This is a genomic window from Empedobacter sp. 225-1, assembly GCF_030328185.1.
Classification (GTDB): Bacteria; Bacteroidota; Bacteroidia; order Flavobacteriales; family Weeksellaceae; genus Empedobacter; species Empedobacter stercoris.
In genome coordinates this window covers 25,712-45,345 of sequence record NZ_JACALO010000015.1, presented here as the reverse complement: position 1 = coordinate 45,345, position 19,634 = coordinate 25,712, and the positions used below count along the sequence as shown (strand labels likewise).

17 protein-coding genes are annotated in these 19,634 nt (G+C 32.1%); 8 read left to right on the top strand and 9 right to left on the bottom strand.

The window, feature by feature from the left end; translation table 11 throughout:
• Positions 1–20 precede the first annotated feature (20 nt).
• From lpxA to HX088_RS06175, 4 genes are all read right to left on the bottom strand, one after another.
• Positions 21–806, bottom strand: coding sequence for an acyl-ACP--UDP-N-acetylglucosamine O-acyltransferase (lpxA, locus tag HX088_RS06190; RefSeq protein WP_225539029.1), 786 nt, complete (start codon positions 804–806; stop codon positions 21–23).
• An 18-nt stretch (positions 807–824) separates the two neighbouring features.
• A complete protein-coding gene (locus HX088_RS06185) occupies positions 825–2,213 on the bottom strand; it encodes a bifunctional UDP-3-O-[3-hydroxymyristoyl] N-acetylglucosamine deacetylase/3-hydroxyacyl-ACP dehydratase (RefSeq protein WP_286483689.1) in 1,389 nt (462 codons plus the stop codon).
• A gap of 6 nt (positions 2,214–2,219) precedes the next feature.
• Positions 2,220–3,245, bottom strand: a complete 1,026-nt coding sequence (gene lpxD, locus HX088_RS06180; RefSeq protein WP_171621720.1) for a UDP-3-O-(3-hydroxymyristoyl)glucosamine N-acyltransferase — start codon at positions 3,243–3,245, stop codon at positions 2,220–2,222.
• A gap of 87 nt (positions 3,246–3,332) precedes the next feature.
• The gene (locus HX088_RS06175) at positions 3,333–4,523 is read right to left on the bottom strand and encodes an HD domain-containing protein (RefSeq protein ID WP_286483688.1); all 1,191 of its coding nucleotides are present in this window, start codon (positions 4,521–4,523) and stop codon (positions 3,333–3,335) included.
• Positions 4,524–4,802: 279 nt separating this feature from the next.
• Between HX088_RS06175 and porX the strand changes: the two genes are divergently transcribed.
• From porX to HX088_RS06155, 4 genes are read left to right on the top strand one after another with little or no spacing between them, the layout of a single operon-like run.
• Positions 4,803–6,356 (top strand): T9SS response regulator signal transducer PorX, encoded by a 1,554-nt coding sequence (gene porX, locus HX088_RS06170; protein ID WP_286483687.1) that lies wholly within the window; start codon positions 4,803–4,805, stop codon positions 6,354–6,356.
• The gene (gene tsaE, locus HX088_RS06165) at positions 6,357–6,761 is read left to right on the top strand and encodes a tRNA (adenosine(37)-N6)-threonylcarbamoyltransferase complex ATPase subunit type 1 TsaE (RefSeq protein WP_286483686.1); all 405 of its coding nucleotides are present in this window, start codon (positions 6,357–6,359) and stop codon (positions 6,759–6,761) included. It abuts the gene before it with no gap.
• A gap of 6 nt (positions 6,762–6,767) precedes the next feature.
• Positions 6,768–7,973: an alanine dehydrogenase gene (locus HX088_RS06160; protein ID WP_284583794.1), complete on the top strand. Its 1,206-nt coding sequence runs from the start codon at positions 6,768–6,770 to the stop codon at positions 7,971–7,973.
• A gap of 17 nt (positions 7,974–7,990) precedes the next feature.
• The gene (locus HX088_RS06155; RefSeq protein ID WP_260543384.1) at positions 7,991–8,350 is read left to right on the top strand and encodes a hypothetical protein; all 360 of its coding nucleotides are present in this window, start codon (positions 7,991–7,993) and stop codon (positions 8,348–8,350) included.
• 274 nt (positions 8,351–8,624) lie between these two features.
• Here the strand turns inward: HX088_RS06155 and HX088_RS06150 are convergent, their stop codons facing one another.
• The 5 genes from HX088_RS06150 to HX088_RS06130 all read right to left on the bottom strand — a co-directional run bounded on the left by HX088_RS06150 (position 8,625) and on the right by HX088_RS06130 (position 12,540).
• Positions 8,625–9,839 carry a porin gene (locus HX088_RS06150; RefSeq protein WP_284583796.1) on the bottom strand — a complete coding sequence of 405 codons (1,215 nt, stop codon included), beginning with the start codon at positions 9,837–9,839 and terminating at the stop codon, positions 8,625–8,627.
• Positions 9,840–9,905: 66 nt separating this feature from the next.
• Positions 9,906–10,436, bottom strand: coding sequence for a hypothetical protein (locus tag HX088_RS06145; protein WP_284583797.1), 531 nt, complete (start codon positions 10,434–10,436; stop codon positions 9,906–9,908).
• 149 nt (positions 10,437–10,585) lie between these two features.
• Positions 10,586–10,834 carry a T9SS type B sorting domain-containing protein gene (locus HX088_RS06140; protein ID WP_225532372.1) on the bottom strand — a complete coding sequence of 83 codons (249 nt, stop codon included), beginning with the start codon at positions 10,832–10,834 and terminating at the stop codon, positions 10,586–10,588.
• Between the two features lie 13 nt (positions 10,835–10,847).
• Positions 10,848–11,264, bottom strand: a complete 417-nt coding sequence (locus HX088_RS06135; RefSeq protein WP_171621712.1) for an OsmC family protein — start codon at positions 11,262–11,264, stop codon at positions 10,848–10,850.
• A gap of 82 nt (positions 11,265–11,346) precedes the next feature.
• On the bottom strand, positions 11,347–12,540 hold the full coding sequence (locus tag HX088_RS06130) for a Pycsar system effector family protein (RefSeq protein WP_188320137.1): 1,194 nt from the start codon (positions 12,538–12,540) through the stop codon (positions 11,347–11,349).
• Positions 12,541–12,564: 24 nt separating this feature from the next.
• Here HX088_RS06130 and HX088_RS06125 point away from each other — a divergent pair, with 24 nt between their 5' ends.
• The 4 genes from HX088_RS06125 to HX088_RS06110 all read left to right on the top strand — a co-directional run bounded on the left by HX088_RS06125 (position 12,565) and on the right by HX088_RS06110 (position 19,601).
• A complete protein-coding gene (locus tag HX088_RS06125) occupies positions 12,565–16,287 on the top strand; it encodes a metallophosphoesterase (RefSeq protein ID WP_286483685.1) in 3,723 nt (1,240 codons plus the stop codon).
• A gap of 90 nt (positions 16,288–16,377) precedes the next feature.
• Positions 16,378–18,240, top strand: coding sequence for a RecQ family ATP-dependent DNA helicase (locus tag HX088_RS06120; protein WP_286483684.1), 1,863 nt, complete (start codon positions 16,378–16,380; stop codon positions 18,238–18,240).
• 2 nt (positions 18,241–18,242) lie between these two features.
• Positions 18,243–19,184 carry a methionyl-tRNA formyltransferase gene (gene fmt, locus HX088_RS06115; RefSeq protein ID WP_225538988.1) on the top strand — a complete coding sequence of 314 codons (942 nt, stop codon included), beginning with the start codon at positions 18,243–18,245 and terminating at the stop codon, positions 19,182–19,184.
• 132 nt (positions 19,185–19,316) lie between these two features.
• Entirely contained in the window at positions 19,317–19,601 is a 285-nt protein-coding gene (locus tag HX088_RS06110; RefSeq protein ID WP_171621708.1) for an HU family DNA-binding protein, read from the top strand.
• Positions 19,602–19,634: the final 33 nt, after the last annotated feature.

The window sequence follows — 19,634 nt, the reverse complement described above, 5'->3', positions numbered from 1 at the left end:
TTCTATTTTATTATTTTTAATTAAACTCCCGAACTATATCCTTTCATAATTCCACGATCACTTGTATTAATAAAATTTAAGATCACTTCACGATAATGTGAATCTGGGAATTTTTCTAAGATTTGTTCTACAGCTTGAGATACATTATTTTTTTGTTGATATAAAATTCTGTAGATTCCTTGAATTTCAAAAATTTCTTCTGAAGAGAAACCTTTTCTCCTTAATCCAATTGCATTAACACCAGCATAAGCGACAGGATTTTTTGCAGCTTTTACATAAGGAGGCACATCTTTACGAATTTGTGTTGCTCCAGCCACAAAAGCATGTTCTCCAATTTTTGTAAACTGATGTACAGCACTATATCCTCCTATAAAAGCGTAATCTCCAACTTCTATATGTCCTGCTAAACCAACGGCGTTAACAATCACAACATTGTTTCCAACAACACAATCATGTGCAATGTGAGCTGTTGCCATAATCAAGCAATTATCACCAATTTTGGTATATCCTAAAGCGTTTGTTCCTTTGTTTACTGTAACACATTCACGAATTGTGGTATTGTCACCGATATAAGTAAAAGTTTTTTCACCTCCATATTTTAAATCTTGGGGCTCACCAGAAATTACTGTACCTGGATAAATTTTACAATTTTTCCCAATACGAGCTCCTGACATAATTGTTACATTAGGACCAATCCATGTTCCTTCACCAATTTCCACATCTTCATAAACAGACGAAAAGGGGCTTATAGTAACATTTTCACCTATTATTGCAGTTGGATGAACATATGCCATCGGATAATTCATAACTTCCATTTCTTTAAATTATTCTTTTGTAATAACTGCCATCATTTCTGCTTCCACAGCGATTTGATTGTTTACATATCCAATTCCTTGCATATGAACGATTCCTCTTCTAATTGGTTCTACCAACTCTAACTTAAACACAATTGTATCTCCTGGGATAATTTTACGTTTAAACTTTGCTCCTTCAATTTTCATGAAGTAAGTTGAATAATCCTGAGGATTTTCGAGTTCACCTAAAATTAATAAACCTCCTAATTGTGCCATTGCTTCGATCTGTAATACACCTGGCATTACTGGTTCTTTTGGAAAATGTCCTACAAAAAACGGTTCGTTCATCGTTACATTTTTCACACCAATCAGTCCAGTTGCAGTTTTAGAAATTACCTTGTCAATCAATAAAAATGGTGGACGATGAGGTAAAAGTTTCATAATATCATTGATATCATAAACAGGTTCAGCTGTTAAATCAAATTCAGGAACTTTGTTACGTTGTGCTAATTTGATTTGTTTGCTTAATTTTTTTGCAAAATTTGTATTGGTGTGATGTCCAGGTTTTGTGGCAATAATTTTAGCCTTTAACTTCTTTCCTACTAAAGCTAAATCTCCCACAACATCTAATAATTTGTGACGAGCAGCTTCGTTTGGATAGTGTAAAGTCAAGTGATCTAAAATTCCATTTGGACGTATAGAAACATTATCTCTATTAAAAGCTTTACAAAGTTTTTCTTTCGTTTCTGGCGTAATTTCTTTGTCAACATAAACAATTGCATTGTCTAAATCTCCACCTTTTACTAAACCAGCTTCTAACAATTGTTCTAACTCATGTAAAAAACAGAACGTTCTTGCTTGAGAGATATCTTGTTTGAAATTTTTTATAGACGATAATGTCGCATTTTGAGTTCCTAAAACCTTAGTTCCAAAATCAACCATTGCCGTAACTTGATATTCATCTGCTGGAATTGCAGTGATTTCTGATCCTGTTTCTGGATCTACGTAAGTTACAATTTCTTTAATTCTATAATATTCTCTGTCTTTGTCTTGTTCAACAATTCCTGCAGATTCTATTGCTTCTACAAAAAAACGTGAAGAACCGTCCATAATTGGAGGTTCTGCATTATCGATTTCAATGTAACAGTTATCAATATCCATACCTACCAAAGCCGCCAAAACGTGCTCAGTTGTATGTACTTTAACTCCCTTCTTTTCTAAAGTTGTTCCTCTCGCTGTACTCACAACATATTGTGCATCTGCTTCTACTTGAGGTTGACCTTCTAAATCTGTTCTAACAAATACAAATCCTGTATCCGGTTCAGCTGGTTTAAATGTTAAGGTAACAAATTTACCTGTATGTAAGCCTACACCTTTTAGAACGGCTTCATTCGCTAAAGTTTTTTGTTTATCAGACATTAACTTTTACTTTTGTTTGTTCTCTTTTTCTAATTTATCGATTCGTTTCACAATTTCTGGAAACTTTCTAAAATGTACGTATGCTTTTCTAAAGCTTGCCGCCTCCATTGCTGGTGAACCATACAACTGCGTTTTGCTTTCTACATCTCCGTTAATACCACTCTGAGCTTGTACTTGTACAAAATCTCCAATTGTCAAATGACCTGCGATACCAACTTGACCTCCAATCATACAATTGCGTCCAATTTTGGTCGAACCTGCTACTCCACTTTGCGAAGCTATAACAGTATTCTCATCTATTTGAACATTATGAGCAATTTGTATTTGGTTATCTAATTTTACTCCTTTACGAATAATTGTAGATCCCATTGTTGCTCTATCTATTGTTGACCCTGCTCCAATTTCGACATTATCTTCAATTAAAACATTTCCTATTTGAGGAATTTTTTCAAAAGATCCGTCTGGATTTGGTGCAAAACCGAAACCATCAGCTCCTATTACAACGTTAGAATGAATGATGCAATTCTGACCAATTTCACATTCTTCATATACTTGTACGCCTGAATGTAAAACAGTATTATCTCCAATCTTCGCATAATCACCAATGGTTACATTTGGATATATCTTCACATTATTCCCAATCGAAACATTAGCTCCAATATAAGAGAAACTTCCTATATATACATTATCCCCTAATTGGGCAGTAGAATTAACTTTCGTATATTCTTCTATTCCAACTTTATTATTTTTTATGGTATTGTAATAGTGTAATAATTGTGTAAACGCTTGATAAGCATCTTCCACAACAATTAAAGTAGAAGATATTGAATCTGTCGCTACAAAATCTTTACTCACAATTACAATAGAAGCATGAGTTGAATAGATAAAATGTTCGTATTTCGGATTTGCTAAAAACGAAATCGAACCTTCTTTTCCCTCCTCTATCTTTGATAGTGTGGAAACCTCTACATTTGCATCCCCTTTTACGGTTCCTTGCAATAATTGCGCAATCTCTGCAGCTTTAAACTTCATAGTCTGCAAAACTAATAATTATTCTTAAATTTATAAAATGATTATATAAGTTATTTAACTTTTTTGTCAAATTCTTTAAATCAATCCTTATACACTATGGTAGTGATATTTTGTAATTTCTTGTCCCAAAAATTGCGTTAACAAACTTTTTCCGGAACAGGATAATTCTTTAACATCACCATTCTTATACAAAACCTTAATTGGACTTTTTGATTTTTCGTACGGAACTATTTTAATTATTGTCTGCTCCACAAAATAGCTTGCATCTTCAATTTCTAAAGCTTCTTTTACTCTATTCTTTTCAAACAAAATTTCTTCGTCAGTCAATTTATTATCCATTAAATAGGATTTTGGTAACGTTCGCTGAATGATATTTTTTGATAATTTACTTAAAATAAAATCATCGTGATATTGCCATTCTTTAATTGCTGATAACACATCCGAATCGTCTAAATGCGTAAATATCTCTAAACCTTCTTTTGATAAACTTCCCTGTTCATTATCTTCTAAAAAATACTTAAAAGCTGAAGTAGCAAACAGATGTTCACCTTTTCGTGTCAATTCTTTTGCTCTTCTTAAAACATTAATCAAAAAATTTTCGGCTGTAAAAGATTTTTTGTGCATGTACACTTGCATATACATAAACATACGTGCAATCAAAAATTTTTCGACAGAAGGAATTCCTTTCGCTTCGATCACCAACTCATTATCCGAAACATTCATCATCGAGATAATTCGTTCTGGATTAATATTTCCTTCTACAACACCAGAATAAAAACTATCTCGTTTCAAATAATCCATACGATCGCAATCCAATTGACTCGAAACCAATTGTGTTAAAAACTTTTTTGGATATTGTCCTTTAAAAATTTGAATAGCTAACGTTAATTTTTGATCAAAAATTTGATTTAATTCTTCCATCAAACGAAGCGAAATTTCTTCGTGATGAGAACCATTAATAATCGAATGTTCAAGAGAATGTGAAAAAGGACCATGTCCCAAATCATGTAAAAGAATGGCTATCAACGCCGCATTCTCTTCTTCGGAAGTTATTTCAACGTTTTTTCTTTTAAGGATATTTAGGGCTTTTTGCATCAAATGCATACAACCTAAAGCGTGATGAAAACGAGAATGTCTTGCACCAGGATACACCATTTCAGTCAGTCCTGTTTGCGAAATTCTACGAAGTCGTTGAAAATATGGATGTTGAATAATCTGATAAATAAGCTCGTTTGGAATCGTTATAAATCCATGAACTGGATCATTTACTATTTTCAACTTATTATTGTTTAATGGATTCAAACGTACAATTTTGTTAACAAAGATATAAATTTTTACCCATTCTAAAGAGTACTTTGATCAGAAAGAAACGTTTTTATAAAATATTTTTCTTTAAAATCATTTTTGGAATTATTTATGCTAAAAAAACAACGCAAATTTTAGCAAAACTCCTGTTTTGTTTAACATACAATTTAGATGTTAACATTTCTGTTATCGCTATATTTGGAAGAATTCTGATAGTAGAAAAATCATAATAAAAAATATAAATTATTACAAATGGCTATAAAAATTTTATGGATTGACGATGAAATCGATTTATTGAAACCGCACCAACTTTTTTTAGAGAAAAAGGGATACGATACGACAATGATAAACAACGCAACGGATGCGTTAGAAGTGATTGAAAAAGAAAATTTTGTAGCGGTTTTAATCGATGAAAATATGCCAGGGTTAAGCGGCTTAGAAGCTTTGCCAAAAATCAAAGAAATCCGCCCAAATCTTCCCGTTATTATGGTCACAAAAAGTGAGGAAGAACATATTATGGAAGATGCAATTGGTGCACATATTTCAGATTATTTGATTAAACCTGTTAACCCAAATCAGATCTTATTAAGTTTAAAAAAGATTTTGGATGCTTCTAAAATTATTTCCGAAAAAACAGTTATCAATTACCAACAAGAATTCAGAAATATTACGATGAATATGATGAATGCGCATGATTTTGAAGATTGGCAAGAGATTTATAAAAAATTGGTTTATTGGGAACTTGAATTAGAAAATATTGAAGATACTGCTTTAACGCAAATCATCGAAAATCAAAAAAGTGAAGCCAATGCAGCTTTTTTTAAATTCATTGAACGTAATTACGAAGATTGGTTACATGATGACGAAGATCGCCCTGTTTTATCGCACACAGTTTTTAATCAATTGGTTCGCCCACAATTAGGGAAAGACAAAAATGTATTATTGATAATGGTGGACAATTTACGCTATGATCAATGGAAAGTGATTGAACCTATTTTTAATCGTTATTATAATTCTGAAAACGAAAATCTATATTACAGTATTTTGCCGTCAGCAACACAATATGCAAGAAATGCATTCTTTTCGGGACTGATGCCACTTGAAATTGAGAAAAAATATCCTCAGTATTGGTTAAATGACACCGATGAAGGAAACAAAAATATGTACGAAAAAGAATTGTTAGGAGAACAATTAAAACGTCTTGGATTGGGAGATCTTACATACAATTATTTCAAAATTTTAAATTCTGATTTTGAGAAAAAAATTGCAGATGATTTTAACAATTACAAAAACAATAATCTGAATGTTATCGTCTATAACTTTATTGATATTTTATCGCATGCGAAAACTGATAATCGTATTGTAGGCGAAATGATTCGAGACGACAAAACCTATCGTTCAATTACAAAACATTGGTTTGAAAATTCGTATTTAATGGAAATTGTAAAAAAAGCGGCTCAAAACAAGATGAAAATTATTGTAACAACCGATCATGGAACAATTTACGTGAAAGAGCCAACAAAAGTCATTGGAGATAAAGAAGCAAGTACCAACCTACGTTACAAATTAGGGAAACAATTGCAATATGATCCAAAAGATGTTTTGGCAGTTGATCAACCAGAAAAATTCCTTTTACCTAAGGTTAATGTTACGTCAAAGTATATCTTTGCAAAAGAAAATTTATTTTTAACGTATCCAAAAAATTACAATCATTTCGTTAATTATTACAAGAATACTTACCAACATGGTGGAATTTCGTTAGAAGAAATAATTATACCAATGGTTGTTTTAACACCAAAAAATTAAATGGAATTTATCATTCATAATTTAGACGAATTACCCGAAGTTGCACATCAAATAATAGATCAGCTTCACTATAAATTAATCACTTTCGAAGGAGAAATGGGAGCTGGAAAAACAACTTTTATTAAAACGTTTGTAAAAGCTTTGGGAACAAGAGACGAAATATCGAGTCCTACTTTTTCGATCGTAAATGAATATGACACCAAAAAAGGAAAGGTCTTTCATTTTGATTTTTACCGTTTGAATCATGAAGATGAAGCATTAGATTTTGGTATTGAAGAATATTTATATTCTAATCATTATTGTTTGATGGAATGGCCAAATAAAATTGCTAACTTTATACCTGATGAGCACCATACAATTACACTAAAAAATGTAGATGGAATTCGTCATTTAAACTTTAGCTAATACATTATGGACGGAAAAAATATTTTCACGCCGTTTTCTCAAGAAGAACTTATTCCTCAACCCGAGCGTTTAGAGATTCCTCATAAGAAAGAGCGCTTCGATATTGGAATTCCAAAAGAAACAAATAATCAAGAAAAACGAATTTGTCTTTCTCCTGATGCAGTCGAAATTTTAGTCAATAACGGACATCAAGTAACGATTGAAACTGGAGCAGGAGAAGGTGCAAATTACTCAGATAAAGAATATTCAGAAGCTGGTGCGCAGATTTCTTACAATACGCAATCCGTTTTCGAAAAACCAATTATTCTAAAAGTAGGCCCACTTACATTAGAAGAAATTGATTGGGTAAAACCCCATGCATTAATCATTTCTTCTGTACCTACCAACACGTTGAAACGTGAATATTTTCAGAAACTTATCGCAAAACGTGTAGATGCTGTAGGTTTTGAGTTTATTCGTGATGAACAAAATCATTTACCAGTCGTTCGTTTATTAAGTGAAATTGCAGGAACTACGGCTATTTTGGTAGCGAGTGAATTGATGTCTTCAACAAATGTTGGGAATGGTATTTTAATGGGAGGCGTTACTGGAGTACGACCAACAGAAGTTGTTATTCTTGGAGCAGGAACTGTTGCTGAAAATGCAACAAGAACTGCTTTAGGTTTGGGCGCTTCGGTTCGAGTTTTTGACAATTCATTGACGAGATTAAGACGTTTACAACAAAATATTGGTCAACGCGTTTCCACTTCGACATTAGATCCTAAAGAATTAGGAAAAGCTTTAAGACGATGCGATTTAGCAATTGGAGCACTTCGTGGCGAAACACGTACACCATGTGTCGTTACTGAAATGATGGTTCAAAATATGAAAGCTGGCGCTGTTATTATTGATGTTAGTATAGATCAAGGTGGATGCTTTGAAACTTCAGAGTTGACAACACATGATCAACCAATCATTATAAAGAATGATATCATTCATTATGCCGTTTCTAATATCACTTCTCGCGTTGCACGTACGTCTACTAAAGCGTTGAGTAATTATTTTTTATCCTATTTATTTCAAATATCAGAAGAATCTGGTTTTGCAAATGTGGTACAAACGGATAAAACTATAAGAAATGGCGTATATTTGTACAAAGGAAGAATTGTAAAAAAGAACTTATGTGACTGGTTTGATTTACCATTTCACGACATTAATTTATTGATCATATGACGTTTACGCAAAGATTTATGAAGTATATGATGGGAGTAGGAATTGGGATGGTTTTCGTCGCAATGGCGTTTGGTCCACGCGCATTCTCATGTAATTACTTTCCAAATGCAAGAGTTTTGGACGAAGCTTATTCTAAAAGATTATCGATTTCACCAGAAGCACAAGCATTTATGAAAACTGAAAATTTAGATTCTACATTTTTGAAAAAAGAATTATTCAAAAGAAGTAAAGTTGATTTTGATAACTCTAAAAAAGATCAAGTTCCATGTAGAGAATATTTAGCAAATTACAAAAGCAAAGACAATTCTAAAGATTATGACTTCGTTCTTGAGATTTGTAAAGAAGATTCGAAATTAGTTTCTATTGAGAAAAAATAGATAAAAAAAATCCCTTCATCTGAAGGGATTTTTTTATTAGATTATTTTTAATTTACAAATTTCAATATTGTTAAAACGATTACAAATATTAAAATTGCTACAATTATTACGTCTTTAAACTGTACTTTTTTTGTGCCGAATTCCACATTACGATTCAGGCTGCTTTTTCTTTTATTGGGTTGCATGGGTTGATATTGTTACTACAAATTTAAACAATTTATTTAAATATCATACCATTAAATCTTCGTAAAATAGTTTACTTAAATAAGATAGCTTATATCCCAATTTCTATTTGTAAACGGGCATACCAATTGTTTTTCTTTTCTAAATTATAAAACTTCTGTTGCTCATAGGACACTTCTGCTTGTAATTTGAAGGCATGTTCCCAGATATACTTCGTCAACCCTAAACTATATTGATTTGTGTTTGGAGTAAATTCAAAAATTTTATCATTTACTTTTTGCGTAGAATAGCGTCCAATTACTTCCCAATGTTTTGGAAAAGTGTATGAACCTTGAAAATCCATTCCATGACCATTGTAGATGTAATTAAAATCGGTTGCATCTTGCGGGTTATGGAATACAGTTTGATCAGAATTTCTATTCAAGTAAGCATACATAAAACTCCAACCACGATATTTGAACATTGCATCAAAAAATAAAGATTGAATATTTGCTGTTCCAAATAACTCATCTCCTTGCTGACCTTTGGTTTTATGCGCATTATTATTGTAACTGTACGCACCAGAAAGCATCAACTTTGGTGTTTGCTCATGAAATAAATCTCCTTCGTAACTACTTCCGTCATTTGTAAAAGCCCCGAACGGAAACAATTCTACTTTTCCTGTATAGGCTAAACCTGTATCATCAAACTTTGTCCAATTTCTCCCTTCTCCAGTAGAAACAGCTCCACGCAATGTATACGAAAAATGTTCTTTTGATTTTTTTGAATGTTGTACTTGAAATCCAAAATCACGGTCGATGTTAAAGTCCGCATTGTTGATGGAACGATCTGTTAACTGTAATGCACCCGACGAATTATTTCGCTGTCTATTTCCTGGCAATTTGGTTTGACCAAATCCAAAACTCCAATGTTTATTTGGGTTATAAAAAATCATGGCATCTCGAATGATGTTAGTATTTTTTCCCTCCTCTGCCTTTCCTACATCGCCAGAAGCAAAAGAAAGTTGCAACGAATATTCGAACTTTGGATTACCAATATAACCGTCTAATCGAAGCCTTAAACGACGAATTTGCGCATCAATTTTATCTTCTTCATCTTGATTATCAATATAAGACACTCTATTTTGCATTCTGAATCGAATATTTACCTGATACAAACTATCGGGAGAAGTAATTCCCAAACCATCTCCATAACTGTAATAAGGCGACATCAAGTTTTTATATTCTTCTGTTTGAATAGAATCTTTATTCTGTCCAAAAAGACTTACAGTTATTAATAATAACGGTAAAACTAAATAATGCTTCATAATTTGAGTGACTTAATTTTGATGCAAAAATGCATGGAATAAAATTAAATAATTGTAAAGAGTAAATTAAATTAACGTTAACAATGACTCGAAGTTATGAATACGATGATCATCATCAATTTCGATCATATCAATTTGATTTGGAAAAATATTGTCTTGCATTTCGAAGAATTTTTTTAACTTTTCAAAATCTAACACTTCATCATGAACGGATAAAAAAACTTTAGTATTTTCGAAACGATTCATATCTACTAAAAATTGGATAAGATTTTCTGGAAAATCAAGCTCTTTTATGACTGATACATCAACCAAAGGATTAAGTAAAATCAATTCACTCGATTTACCATTTTCTTTTAATTTCTGTTGCAATTGCCACGCAAAATTACCTCCAGTAGAACTCCCAATAATAGTTAAATCTTCCACGACTCCTTTTAAGTGATCGTAAGCCTCAAGCAAAATGGCCGATATAGTATCCTCTACTCTCCATTCTACACAAATTGCTGAAGGATATTTCTTTAAAATCGATTTGAATTTCGAAGAATTAGCCGAGCTATATAGTCCGTGGACATAAACAATTTGTTGACTTTTCGTATTCATATTCAGTATAATTACAGGTTCAAACTAAACTTTTTCAGGAAGTTAATATACATTGAATTGTAAATTTAACAAAAAAAGATGTAACCTATAAGGCTACATCTTTTTGTTATCATCATTTTACGATTTAATCTTGTTTCAAAAACTTAAGATTATCTGATTTTAATTAATATTGAACCTGATTTTGTTTGTTCATCATTTAGTTTGATTACATACCAATAATTATCTGTAGGCACAGATTTTCCTCGTATTCTTCCATCCCAAATAAACTGATCAGCTTGTGTAATTGTTTTCACATTTTTTTCAAATCGGTCATAAATTTCTATAACAGCATTTGGATAGGCAGTTAAGAATTTACTCAAATCCCATTCGTCATTTATTCCATCATTATTTGGTGTAATGTTGTGCTACAATTTAATTCACATTAATTTCGTACGTAATATCGATACCTCCGTTTGCTAACATATCGTGTACGCTACAATATTTTTTCACTGCTAATTCAGCAGCTTTATTTGCTTTTTCCAAATCGATGTTTCCTTTTAAGAAAAATTTGATGTGAATGTTTGTGAAAATATTTGGAATTTCTTCGCGGCGTTGTCCTTCTACCTCAACTTTAAGATCTTCGATTTCTTGACGTTGTTTTTTTAAAATTTCTCCCAAATCAAAAACACTACAACTACCTAAAGCTATTAAAACTAGCTCCATCGGACGAACTCCTTTTCCCTCTCCTCCTATCGATTCTGGCCCATCTATATTCACCTTCACAGAAGAACTTGCTGCAGTTGCTTCGTAATGAGAAGCTTTGTTTACTCTATTTAATTCAATTTTCATCTCAACTATTTTATGGTCTAAAAATAGGCATTCTTAAAGTATTTATAAGAAAAAATAGGCGAATTTTTAGTTGGAATTGTATTTATCCAACATTTGTAAACATTGCATAAGCAAAAGTCAAAACTGATAATATAGTACCAATCATAAAAATGGTATACGTTATACTCAACAAGCGATATTTTCGCTCCAAAACTTTTCCTAAATAGTATAAATCTCGAGTTAAAGATGTATAAACATAATCTCTGTCTTTCATCAATTCTTCCATCGCCTCTTCGTAGGCATCAAGCGACATTTGATAAAAATTTCCAAAGAAAAGCAAATTAACTTTTCTATTTTTTACATCTTCTTCGTTAAAACTTTCGTAAGTAACTTTTGGTTTTGTGGCTAAAATTGCAAAAATAATCGAAATAACACTTGACAAAAGCATAACAATAGAAGGTAAAATCAAGTATTCATTTTTTGGACTTCCTAATTTCGGAACCAACGTAGAAAGTGCAATCGAAATTACAATTGCATTTACAGACAATAAAATATTGGCTTTACTATCTGCAATATCACTTAAACGCGTATGATTATTTAACGTTACACGGAAAAGCGTATCTACTCCTCGATCGGGTTGTTGAATTTTATCGTTTTTCTTTTTCTTTAATTCGTATTTGTTCGGTACATCACCAATCAACTCAATTTCTTTGATTTTACTTTGTGTATAAATCAAATTTTCTTCTTTTCCTTTTTGCCAAAGTTTTTTTGCCGAATCGGTATAAAAATGATGCACATTCAAAAAGAAATTTCGGTTTTCTATATGCCATTCATAATCTGTAAAGTCTTTTTTACAAATTTTCGAAATCTCATCTCGTAATAATTCGGCTATTTTTGGATATTCAGTTTGACCCAAATGATAATTATCTGCATCTTTTACAATTGCTTCGCCAATCGTCTTCGGAACTTTATATAAAGTTGTAATCAAAATATAATCTTGAACTTCTTTAATATATTTTTCATCAAAATCAAGTTCACTTAAATACTCTTTTACAATATTTGCACTCTCAATTTCATGACCTTGCACGATTTTTGTGTAACCGGTATCGTGAAACCAACCTGCAATTATTAATTTTTCTTGTAGATCTGTAGGAATTTGTTCTTCAGCACTCAAGGTTTTTATGGCTTCTACAACTTTTACGGTATGCATAAAATTATGGTACGTAAAATCTAAAGAAAGTTTATCTTTGAACAGATTGAAAACATAGTTTTCTATATTTAATAACAATTGGTTCATCACAAGTTTTTAACGCTTAAATGTATGAAATTATTACCAACACTGAACAACAAAAAATTGAATTATCCTTTTTTGGCTTTAGTAGGTTCGTGTCTTTATATGACATCTTGCGCAACGCAACATCCTCAATACGGGAAAAATATTAAGACCGAGAAGACACAAAAAGTTGAAGGCAACAAAATCCAATCAATCTATTTAATTGGTGATGCTGGCGATTTGGATCAGCCAATAAATAAACAGAATTTGAAAACGCTAAAAAATGAATTAGCAAAAGCAGATTCTACTTCTTATCTTTTCTTTTTGGGTGATAATATTTACGAAAATGGAATTGTAGTTGATCCTACAAAGAAAAATTATACGACAAGCCGGGATAAACTTCAACTTCAGATTGATTTAGCAAAAGAATTCAAAGGAAAAACACTTTTTATTCCTGGAAATCATGATTGGAGAAATGGCGTAAAAGGGCTAAAAGAACAAGAAAAAATAGTTAAAAAGCAATTAGGAAATAAAAAAGCATTCTTACCAAAAGATGCTTGTCCAATTGATAAAATAAATGTCAACGATAGTATTGGGATAATTGCAATAGATTCTGAATGGTATTTACAAGATTGGGATAATCACCCAGGCCTTAACGAAAAGTGTGATATCAAATCGCGTGAAGCTTTTTTTGAAGAATTAGAATCACAATTAAATAAATATCAAAATCGCACAACTATAATCACTATGCATCATCCCTTGTTTTCGAATGGTACGCATGGTGGACAATTTGATTTCAAAAAACAATTTTATCCATTTGGAGATGATTTCAAAGTTCCTTTACCTATCATTGGATCTTTTATTAATTTGTTGCGTAGCACGACTGGGTTGAGTCCGCAAGATGTCAATAATTTCAAATATAGAGAAATGGCATCTCGTATTGCGACAATTATCGAAAATAGGAATAATGTCATTGTTGTTTCTGGTCATGATCATAATTTACAATACATTCAACAGAACAATGTCAAACAAATTATAAGTGGATCTGGCTCTAAAAAAGAATCGGCAAAAGCGGTTGGTAAAAATGATTTCTCTTATGGTGACAATGGTTTTGTTGTTTTAGATTTATATGACAATGGCGCTTCTTTGGCAAATTTTTATGGGTTCAAAAATGATGAAATCGAATTGTTATTATCAAAACAAGTTACAGAAAAGAAAAAGCAATATTTGGCTCAGGTATATGACGATAAAAAAATGCCAAAAACAAAAGAAACAAGTGTATATGAGTTAGATGTAACAAAAAAATCTGATCCATATAAATTCTTTTTTGGTCGTCATTACCGCAAAACTTTCGGCCAAACAATAACAGCTAATACTGTTAATTTAAATCAACTGTATGGAGGTTTAACACCTATCAGAATGGGGGGCGGACATCAAACGAAAAGTTTGCGTTTAGTGAACAATAAAGGTGAAGAATACAATATGCGTTCGGTAAAAAAGAGTGCTACACAATTTATTCAACAAGTTGCCTTCAAAAATAAATATGTTGCAGATGAATTTGAAGATTCTTTTACTGAAAAATTTTTGATGGATTTTTACACAACCAATCACCCTTATTATCCGTTAGCAGTTGCAAATTTGATGAAGCCTATCCATATTATGCATGCTACGCCAAAATTATTTTATGTTCCCAAACAAGAAACGTTAAAAGAATACAACGAAAATTTTGGTGATGAGCTATATATGATTGAAGAACGTCCAATGGCTGGATATCAGGATGGTGTTTTCGGAAAGCCAACCGATATTGTAAGCACGGATGATATGCTGTTTGCGATTCAAAAAAATAAAGATGTAATTGTAGACAAACAAGCCTACATTCGTGCGCGACTTTTTGACATGTTGGTTGGCGATTGGGATCGACACTCGGATCAATGGCGTTGGGGTGCGTATGAAGAAAATGGAAAAACGATATATCGTGCAATTCCACGTGATCGCGATCAAGCATTTCCTCGTTACGATGGTCTTTTCTTTAACCTTATTATGCGGATTCCACCACTTCGACATATGCAAGATTACAAAGATGATATCAAAAATGTAAAGTGGTTCAACCGTGAACCCTATCCATTAGACTTGGCTATTTTAGAATCATCTGATCTTAACCTTTGGAAACAAGAAGCACGCTATATTCAAGAAAATTTGAGCGATGAGTACATTAAACAATCGTTCGAATTAATTCCTACGGAAACAAAACAAGAATATGATCAAGACGTTATCAATCATATCATCTCTCGAAAATCTAAATTAGAAAAATTTTCAGAGGAATACAATAAAATACTTCGCAAACTAATCATTTTAAAAGGGACAGATGAAGATGACGAATTTATCATTACTCGTTTAGCAAAAGGTAAAACAGCTATCAAAATCTATTCAGGCAAAGAAAAAAAATTAATTTTTAATGAAGAATTTGATAAAAAAGAAACCAAAGAAATTCGTTTGTATGGATTAAATGGAAAAGATAAATTCAGAGTCGAAGGTAAACCAAGTAATGCTATTTTAACACGTATTATTGGTGGAATTGATGATGATGATTACGAGGTGAAACGTGCAGCGAAAATAAAAGTATATGATTACGCCAATGGCAGTAACGCTTCTGAATCTACTTTTCTAACTTCTAAAAATTTTGTCAACGATTATGAGGTCAATACATACGATTATAAACAACCGATGTATAATTTCTTTACCATGTTACCCAACATTGGTTATAATCCCGACGATGGTTTAAAAATTGGACTTTCACCAACCTATACTATAAATGGATTTGACCGCAAACCATACTCTCAACGTCACAATTTACAAGTTAGTTATTATTTTGCGACAGGTGGTTGGGATGCGAAATACAAAGGTACTTTTACAAAAGCCTTAGGTAAGTGGAATTTAGACTTAAACGCTGCTTACACCAGCCCTACTTATAGTACAAATTTCTTCGGTTTTGGAAACGAAACAGTAAATAATCAAGAAGAAATAGGAATAGATTATAACCGTGTAAGATTAGAAAGTTATAGCATTGGTCCTTCTATTTTCAAAATTATGAACAACAATGGTCGATTAGATTTTTCTACCATTTATAGTTACAAAAAAATTGAAGAAAACCTTGATCGTATCGTTGGTGACTTACCAGATATCAACCGAGATGTCTTTAAAGGACAACATTTTGGAGAAATCGGTGCTAAATATCTTTTCAAAAATTACGATAACGAATCATTACCAAAATTAGGAATGACATTTTTAGCACATGCAAAATGGATTTCGAATTTAACGGATTTTGAACGTAATCACTTTTATACAGAGCTTAACTTAGGATTTACGCATAAAATTTCAGCAAATGGCCGATTGACAGTTGCTTCTATGCTTAAAGGAAAAGCTATTTGGGGTGATTTTATGGAGTTTTATCAAATGGCTAACTTAGGAGGAGATCAAGATTTACGTGGATACCGATTAGGACGTTTTGCCGGAGACAAAGTTTTCTTACAAACATCAGATTTACGTTTTGACGCATTACGTTTCAAAGCTATTGTTCCATTGAGATTAGGTGTTTTTTTTGGTGCAGACTACGGACGAGTTTGGTTAAATGGAGAAGATTCCGATAAATGGCATTCATCTATGGGTGGAGGATTATGGATCAATGGAGCGCAATCCATTACCGCAACCATCTCTTACTTCAAAGGTGAGGATCCAGGTCGAGTAGTTTTCGGATTAAATTTTGGATTTTAATAAATCTTTCAATAACGCTAAAGAAAAGAATGATAACTCGATTGTTTAATTGAGTTATATTTTCCTAATTTTACAACAAAGCTTTGTAATTTGACTGCAAAAGAAATTCTTTTCAAATATTGGAACTACCCTTCTTTCAAAACGCCGCAAGAAGAAATTATTTCTAATGTATTAGAAGGTAAAGATACTTTGGCTATTTTACCTACTGGTGGAGGAAAATCCTTGTGTTATCAAGTTCCTGCAATTATGTTTGATGGATTGACCTTGGTAATTTCTCCATTAATTGCTCTGATGAAAGATCAAGTACAGAATTTAACGTCCAAAGGTATTTCTACGGCGTATATTACGAATGAAATCGATCAAAATACAATCGGAAAAATTTTAGACGATTGTCAAAATAACAGAGTAAAGTTGTTATATGTTTCGCCAGAACGTTTGCAAAGTAGAATTTTTATCGAACGTTTGAAGCAGATTAATATTAGTTTACTTGCGGTAGATGAAGCACATTGTGTTTCTGAATGGGGACATGATTTTCGCCCAGCCTATCATCGAATTGCTCGATTAAAAACCATTCTACCCAAAGTACCTATTTTAGCACTTACAGCGACAGCAACTGAAAAAATTCAACTTGAAATTATTGAAAAACTTGAGCTTAATCAACCTCAAATTTTCAAATCCTCTTTAAAACGAAAAAATCTTTCGTACAATGTTTTTCTATCCACCGACAAGAAAAAAGATTTAATTTATTACTTAAAAAAATATTCAGGTTCGAGTATCATATTTGTTCGAAATAGAAAATTAACGTACGAAATAGCTAATTTTTTGAGTCAAAATGGTTTTGATGCCGATTATTTTCATGCCAAATTAACCAAAGACGAAAAGGAAGAAAAACAACGCAATTGGATGTTGAGTAATTCGCGTATTATGGTTTCGACAAATGCATTTGGAATGGGAATCGATAAACCGAATGTACGCACAGTCTTTCATATCGATTTACCACAAGGTATAGAAGCATATTACCAAGAAGTCGGACGCGCTGGTCGTGACGAACAGGAGTCGCATGGAATTTACCTCTATCATCCCGATGATCGTATACAAGCCGAGAATATTTTCAAAGCTAATTTACCTTCGCAACAAGATTTTATCAAAATCTCGAATTGTTTATTTAGTCAATTACAACTTGCTGAAGGCGAATTAACCGAAATGAATTACCAGTTAGACATTCCGAAATTTGCCGAAAAATTTGGTTTAAATCTAAAAATGGTTCTTCAATTTTTAGATTTTCTAAATACAAAAGAAATTATTCAACAAAAGAATTATACACAAAATAGTACACTTCAAATTTTAGCTTCGCCACATTCAATTAATCAAGGTGAAAACCAAATTTTTGATTATTTACAACGTCATTATCCTGGAATTTACACTTACAGTAGAGAAATTTCGGAAAGTAAAATGGCGTTTGATTTGCACAGAAGTATTGGTGACATCAGAAACGCTTTGCATGATTATTATAAAAATGGAACAATCGATTATTCGGATCGATTTTTAGCGCGTTTTAGATTCCTTATCCCAAGAGATTCCAATACATTTAAAAACAAACTGTGGAAAGATTTCGAATCAATTCAAGTGAATAACTGGAAACGTTTGCAAGCAATGATATATTATGCTGAACAAAATACAATTTGTAGAGAACGTTTGTTGTTTGGTTATTTTAATCAAAAATCTGATGAAAATTGTGGAAAATGTGATGTTTGCCAATCAAAAAAACAAACTAAGAATTTTAATGCTAACGATTTGATTGAATATTTAAAAGAAGGTGAGAAAACGCAAGCCGAAATCCTCTCAAAATTCATAAATTTGCCAAAAGATATAATCGTTGAAGAATTGCAATATTTAATCGACGAAATGCGAGTTCAACCAATTGGATTCGATTCTTATAAACTAATAGAATAAAAATGCGAGTAGTCTTTATGGGTACGCCCGAATTTGCGGCGACATCATTGAATGAAATCAATACAAATAGTCATCACGAAGTAGTTGGAGTTGTTACTGTTCCTGATAAACCATCTGGAAGAGGACAGAAAATGAATATTTCAGATGTTAAAAAATATGCGTTAGAACATAATCTACCTTTGGCTCAACCAGAAAAATTACGTGACGATGCATTCATCGAAACATTAAAAAGTTGGAACGCAGATGTTTTTGTTGTTGTTGCTTTTCGTATGTTACCACAAGTTGTATGGTCTATTCCTGCAAAAGGAACATTTAACCTACACGGATCGCTACTTCCTCAATACCGTGGAGCAGCTCCGATCAATTGGGCAGTAATGAATGGAGACAACGAAACTGGTGTAACCACTTTTCTGATTGATGAAAAAATTGATACAGGAAATATCTTAATTTCTGATAAAGTCACAATTGAAGAAAATGATAATGTCGGAAAAATTCATGACGAATTGATGCATATTGGTGCTAAATTAGTAGTAAAAACATTAGATGGTTTAGAAAACGAATCGTTGAAACCTCATCCACAAGATGAAACAATCGAATTAAAACACGCTCCTAAAATTTTTAAAGAAGATTGTAAAATTGATTGGAATCAATCAATCAATACTATTCATAATAAAATTAGAGGACTTTCTCCTTATCCATGTGCTTGGACAACTTTTGGCAATGGAGAAAACTATAAATCTTTAAAATTATATGGTGGTTTAAAAACTGATTTAGTTTTAGAGGCTGAAAATTTTCAATTAGTTCTACAAAAAAATAATCTATATATTAAACTACCTCAGGGAGTTTACGAAATTTTAGAACTTCAACCCGAAGGAAAACGTCGAATGTCTGCCAAAGATTTTATCAACGGACATCAAAACGAAGATACCTTATTCGTAAAATAAGTACTTATTTACTGATTTTTGACACAAATTTGAAGAAAAGTGCAAAATTTATTGATTTTTTTAGCCTTGAAACTTGCACAAATAAAGGGAAAGAGTATATTTGTGTATAAATTAATTTAAAAAGTTACAACTATGAACAAATCAGAACTTATTGATGCAATTGCAGCTGACGCTGGAATTTCTAAAGAAGCCGCTAAAAAAGCCCTAAACTCATTTACAGAAAATGTAACTAAAGCTTTAGCAAGTGGAGATAAAGTTGCTTTAGTAGGATTCGGGACTTTCTCTACGTCGGAGAGAGCTGCAAGAACAGGTATCAACCCACAAACTAAAAAAGAAATCAAAATTGCTGCTAAAACTGTAGCTAAATTTAAAGCTGGATCTGAATTATCAGGAGCAGTTGATGCAAAAAAGAAATAATAATTTTCTGATAAAAAAAATCCACTCATTGAG

What these genes read in the sequence shown, in the direction of transcription:
- HX088_RS06130 (WP_188320137.1), bottom strand. Translation starts at nt 12,540, where the DNA reads ATGAACCAATTGTTATTAAATATAGAAAACTATGTTTTCAATCTGTTC.
- lpxA (WP_225539029.1), bottom strand. Translation starts at nt 806, where the DNA reads ATGAATTATCCGATGGCATATGTTCATCCAACTGCAATAATAGGTGAA.
- HX088_RS06145 (WP_284583797.1), bottom strand. Translation starts at nt 10,436, where the DNA reads ATGAATACGAAAAGTCAACAAATTGTTTATGTCCACGGACTATATAGC.
- HX088_RS06125 (WP_286483685.1), top strand. Translation starts at nt 12,565, where the DNA reads ATGAAATTATTACCAACACTGAACAACAAAAAATTGAATTATCCTTTT.
- HX088_RS06155 (WP_260543384.1), top strand. Translation starts at nt 7,991, where the DNA reads ATGAAGTATATGATGGGAGTAGGAATTGGGATGGTTTTCGTCGCAATG.
- HX088_RS06150 (WP_284583796.1), bottom strand. Translation starts at nt 9,839, where the DNA reads ATGAAGCATTATTTAGTTTTACCGTTATTATTAATAACTGTAAGTCTT.
- HX088_RS06110 (WP_171621708.1), top strand. Translation starts at nt 19,317, where the DNA reads ATGAACAAATCAGAACTTATTGATGCAATTGCAGCTGACGCTGGAATT.
- HX088_RS06160 (WP_284583794.1), top strand. Translation starts at nt 6,768, where the DNA reads ATGGACGGAAAAAATATTTTCACGCCGTTTTCTCAAGAAGAACTTATT.
- fmt (WP_225538988.1), top strand. Translation starts at nt 18,243, where the DNA reads ATGCGAGTAGTCTTTATGGGTACGCCCGAATTTGCGGCGACATCATTG.
- lpxD (WP_171621720.1), bottom strand. Translation starts at nt 3,245, where the DNA reads ATGAAGTTTAAAGCTGCAGAGATTGCGCAATTATTGCAAGGAACCGTA.
- porX (WP_286483687.1), top strand. Translation starts at nt 4,803, where the DNA reads ATGGCTATAAAAATTTTATGGATTGACGATGAAATCGATTTATTGAAA.
- HX088_RS06185 (WP_286483689.1), bottom strand. Translation starts at nt 2,213, where the DNA reads ATGTCTGATAAACAAAAAACTTTAGCGAATGAAGCCGTTCTAAAAGGT.
- HX088_RS06135 (WP_171621712.1), bottom strand. Translation starts at nt 11,264, where the DNA reads ATGAAAATTGAATTAAATAGAGTAAACAAAGCTTCTCATTACGAAGCA.
- tsaE (WP_286483686.1), top strand. Translation starts at nt 6,357, where the DNA reads ATGGAATTTATCATTCATAATTTAGACGAATTACCCGAAGTTGCACAT.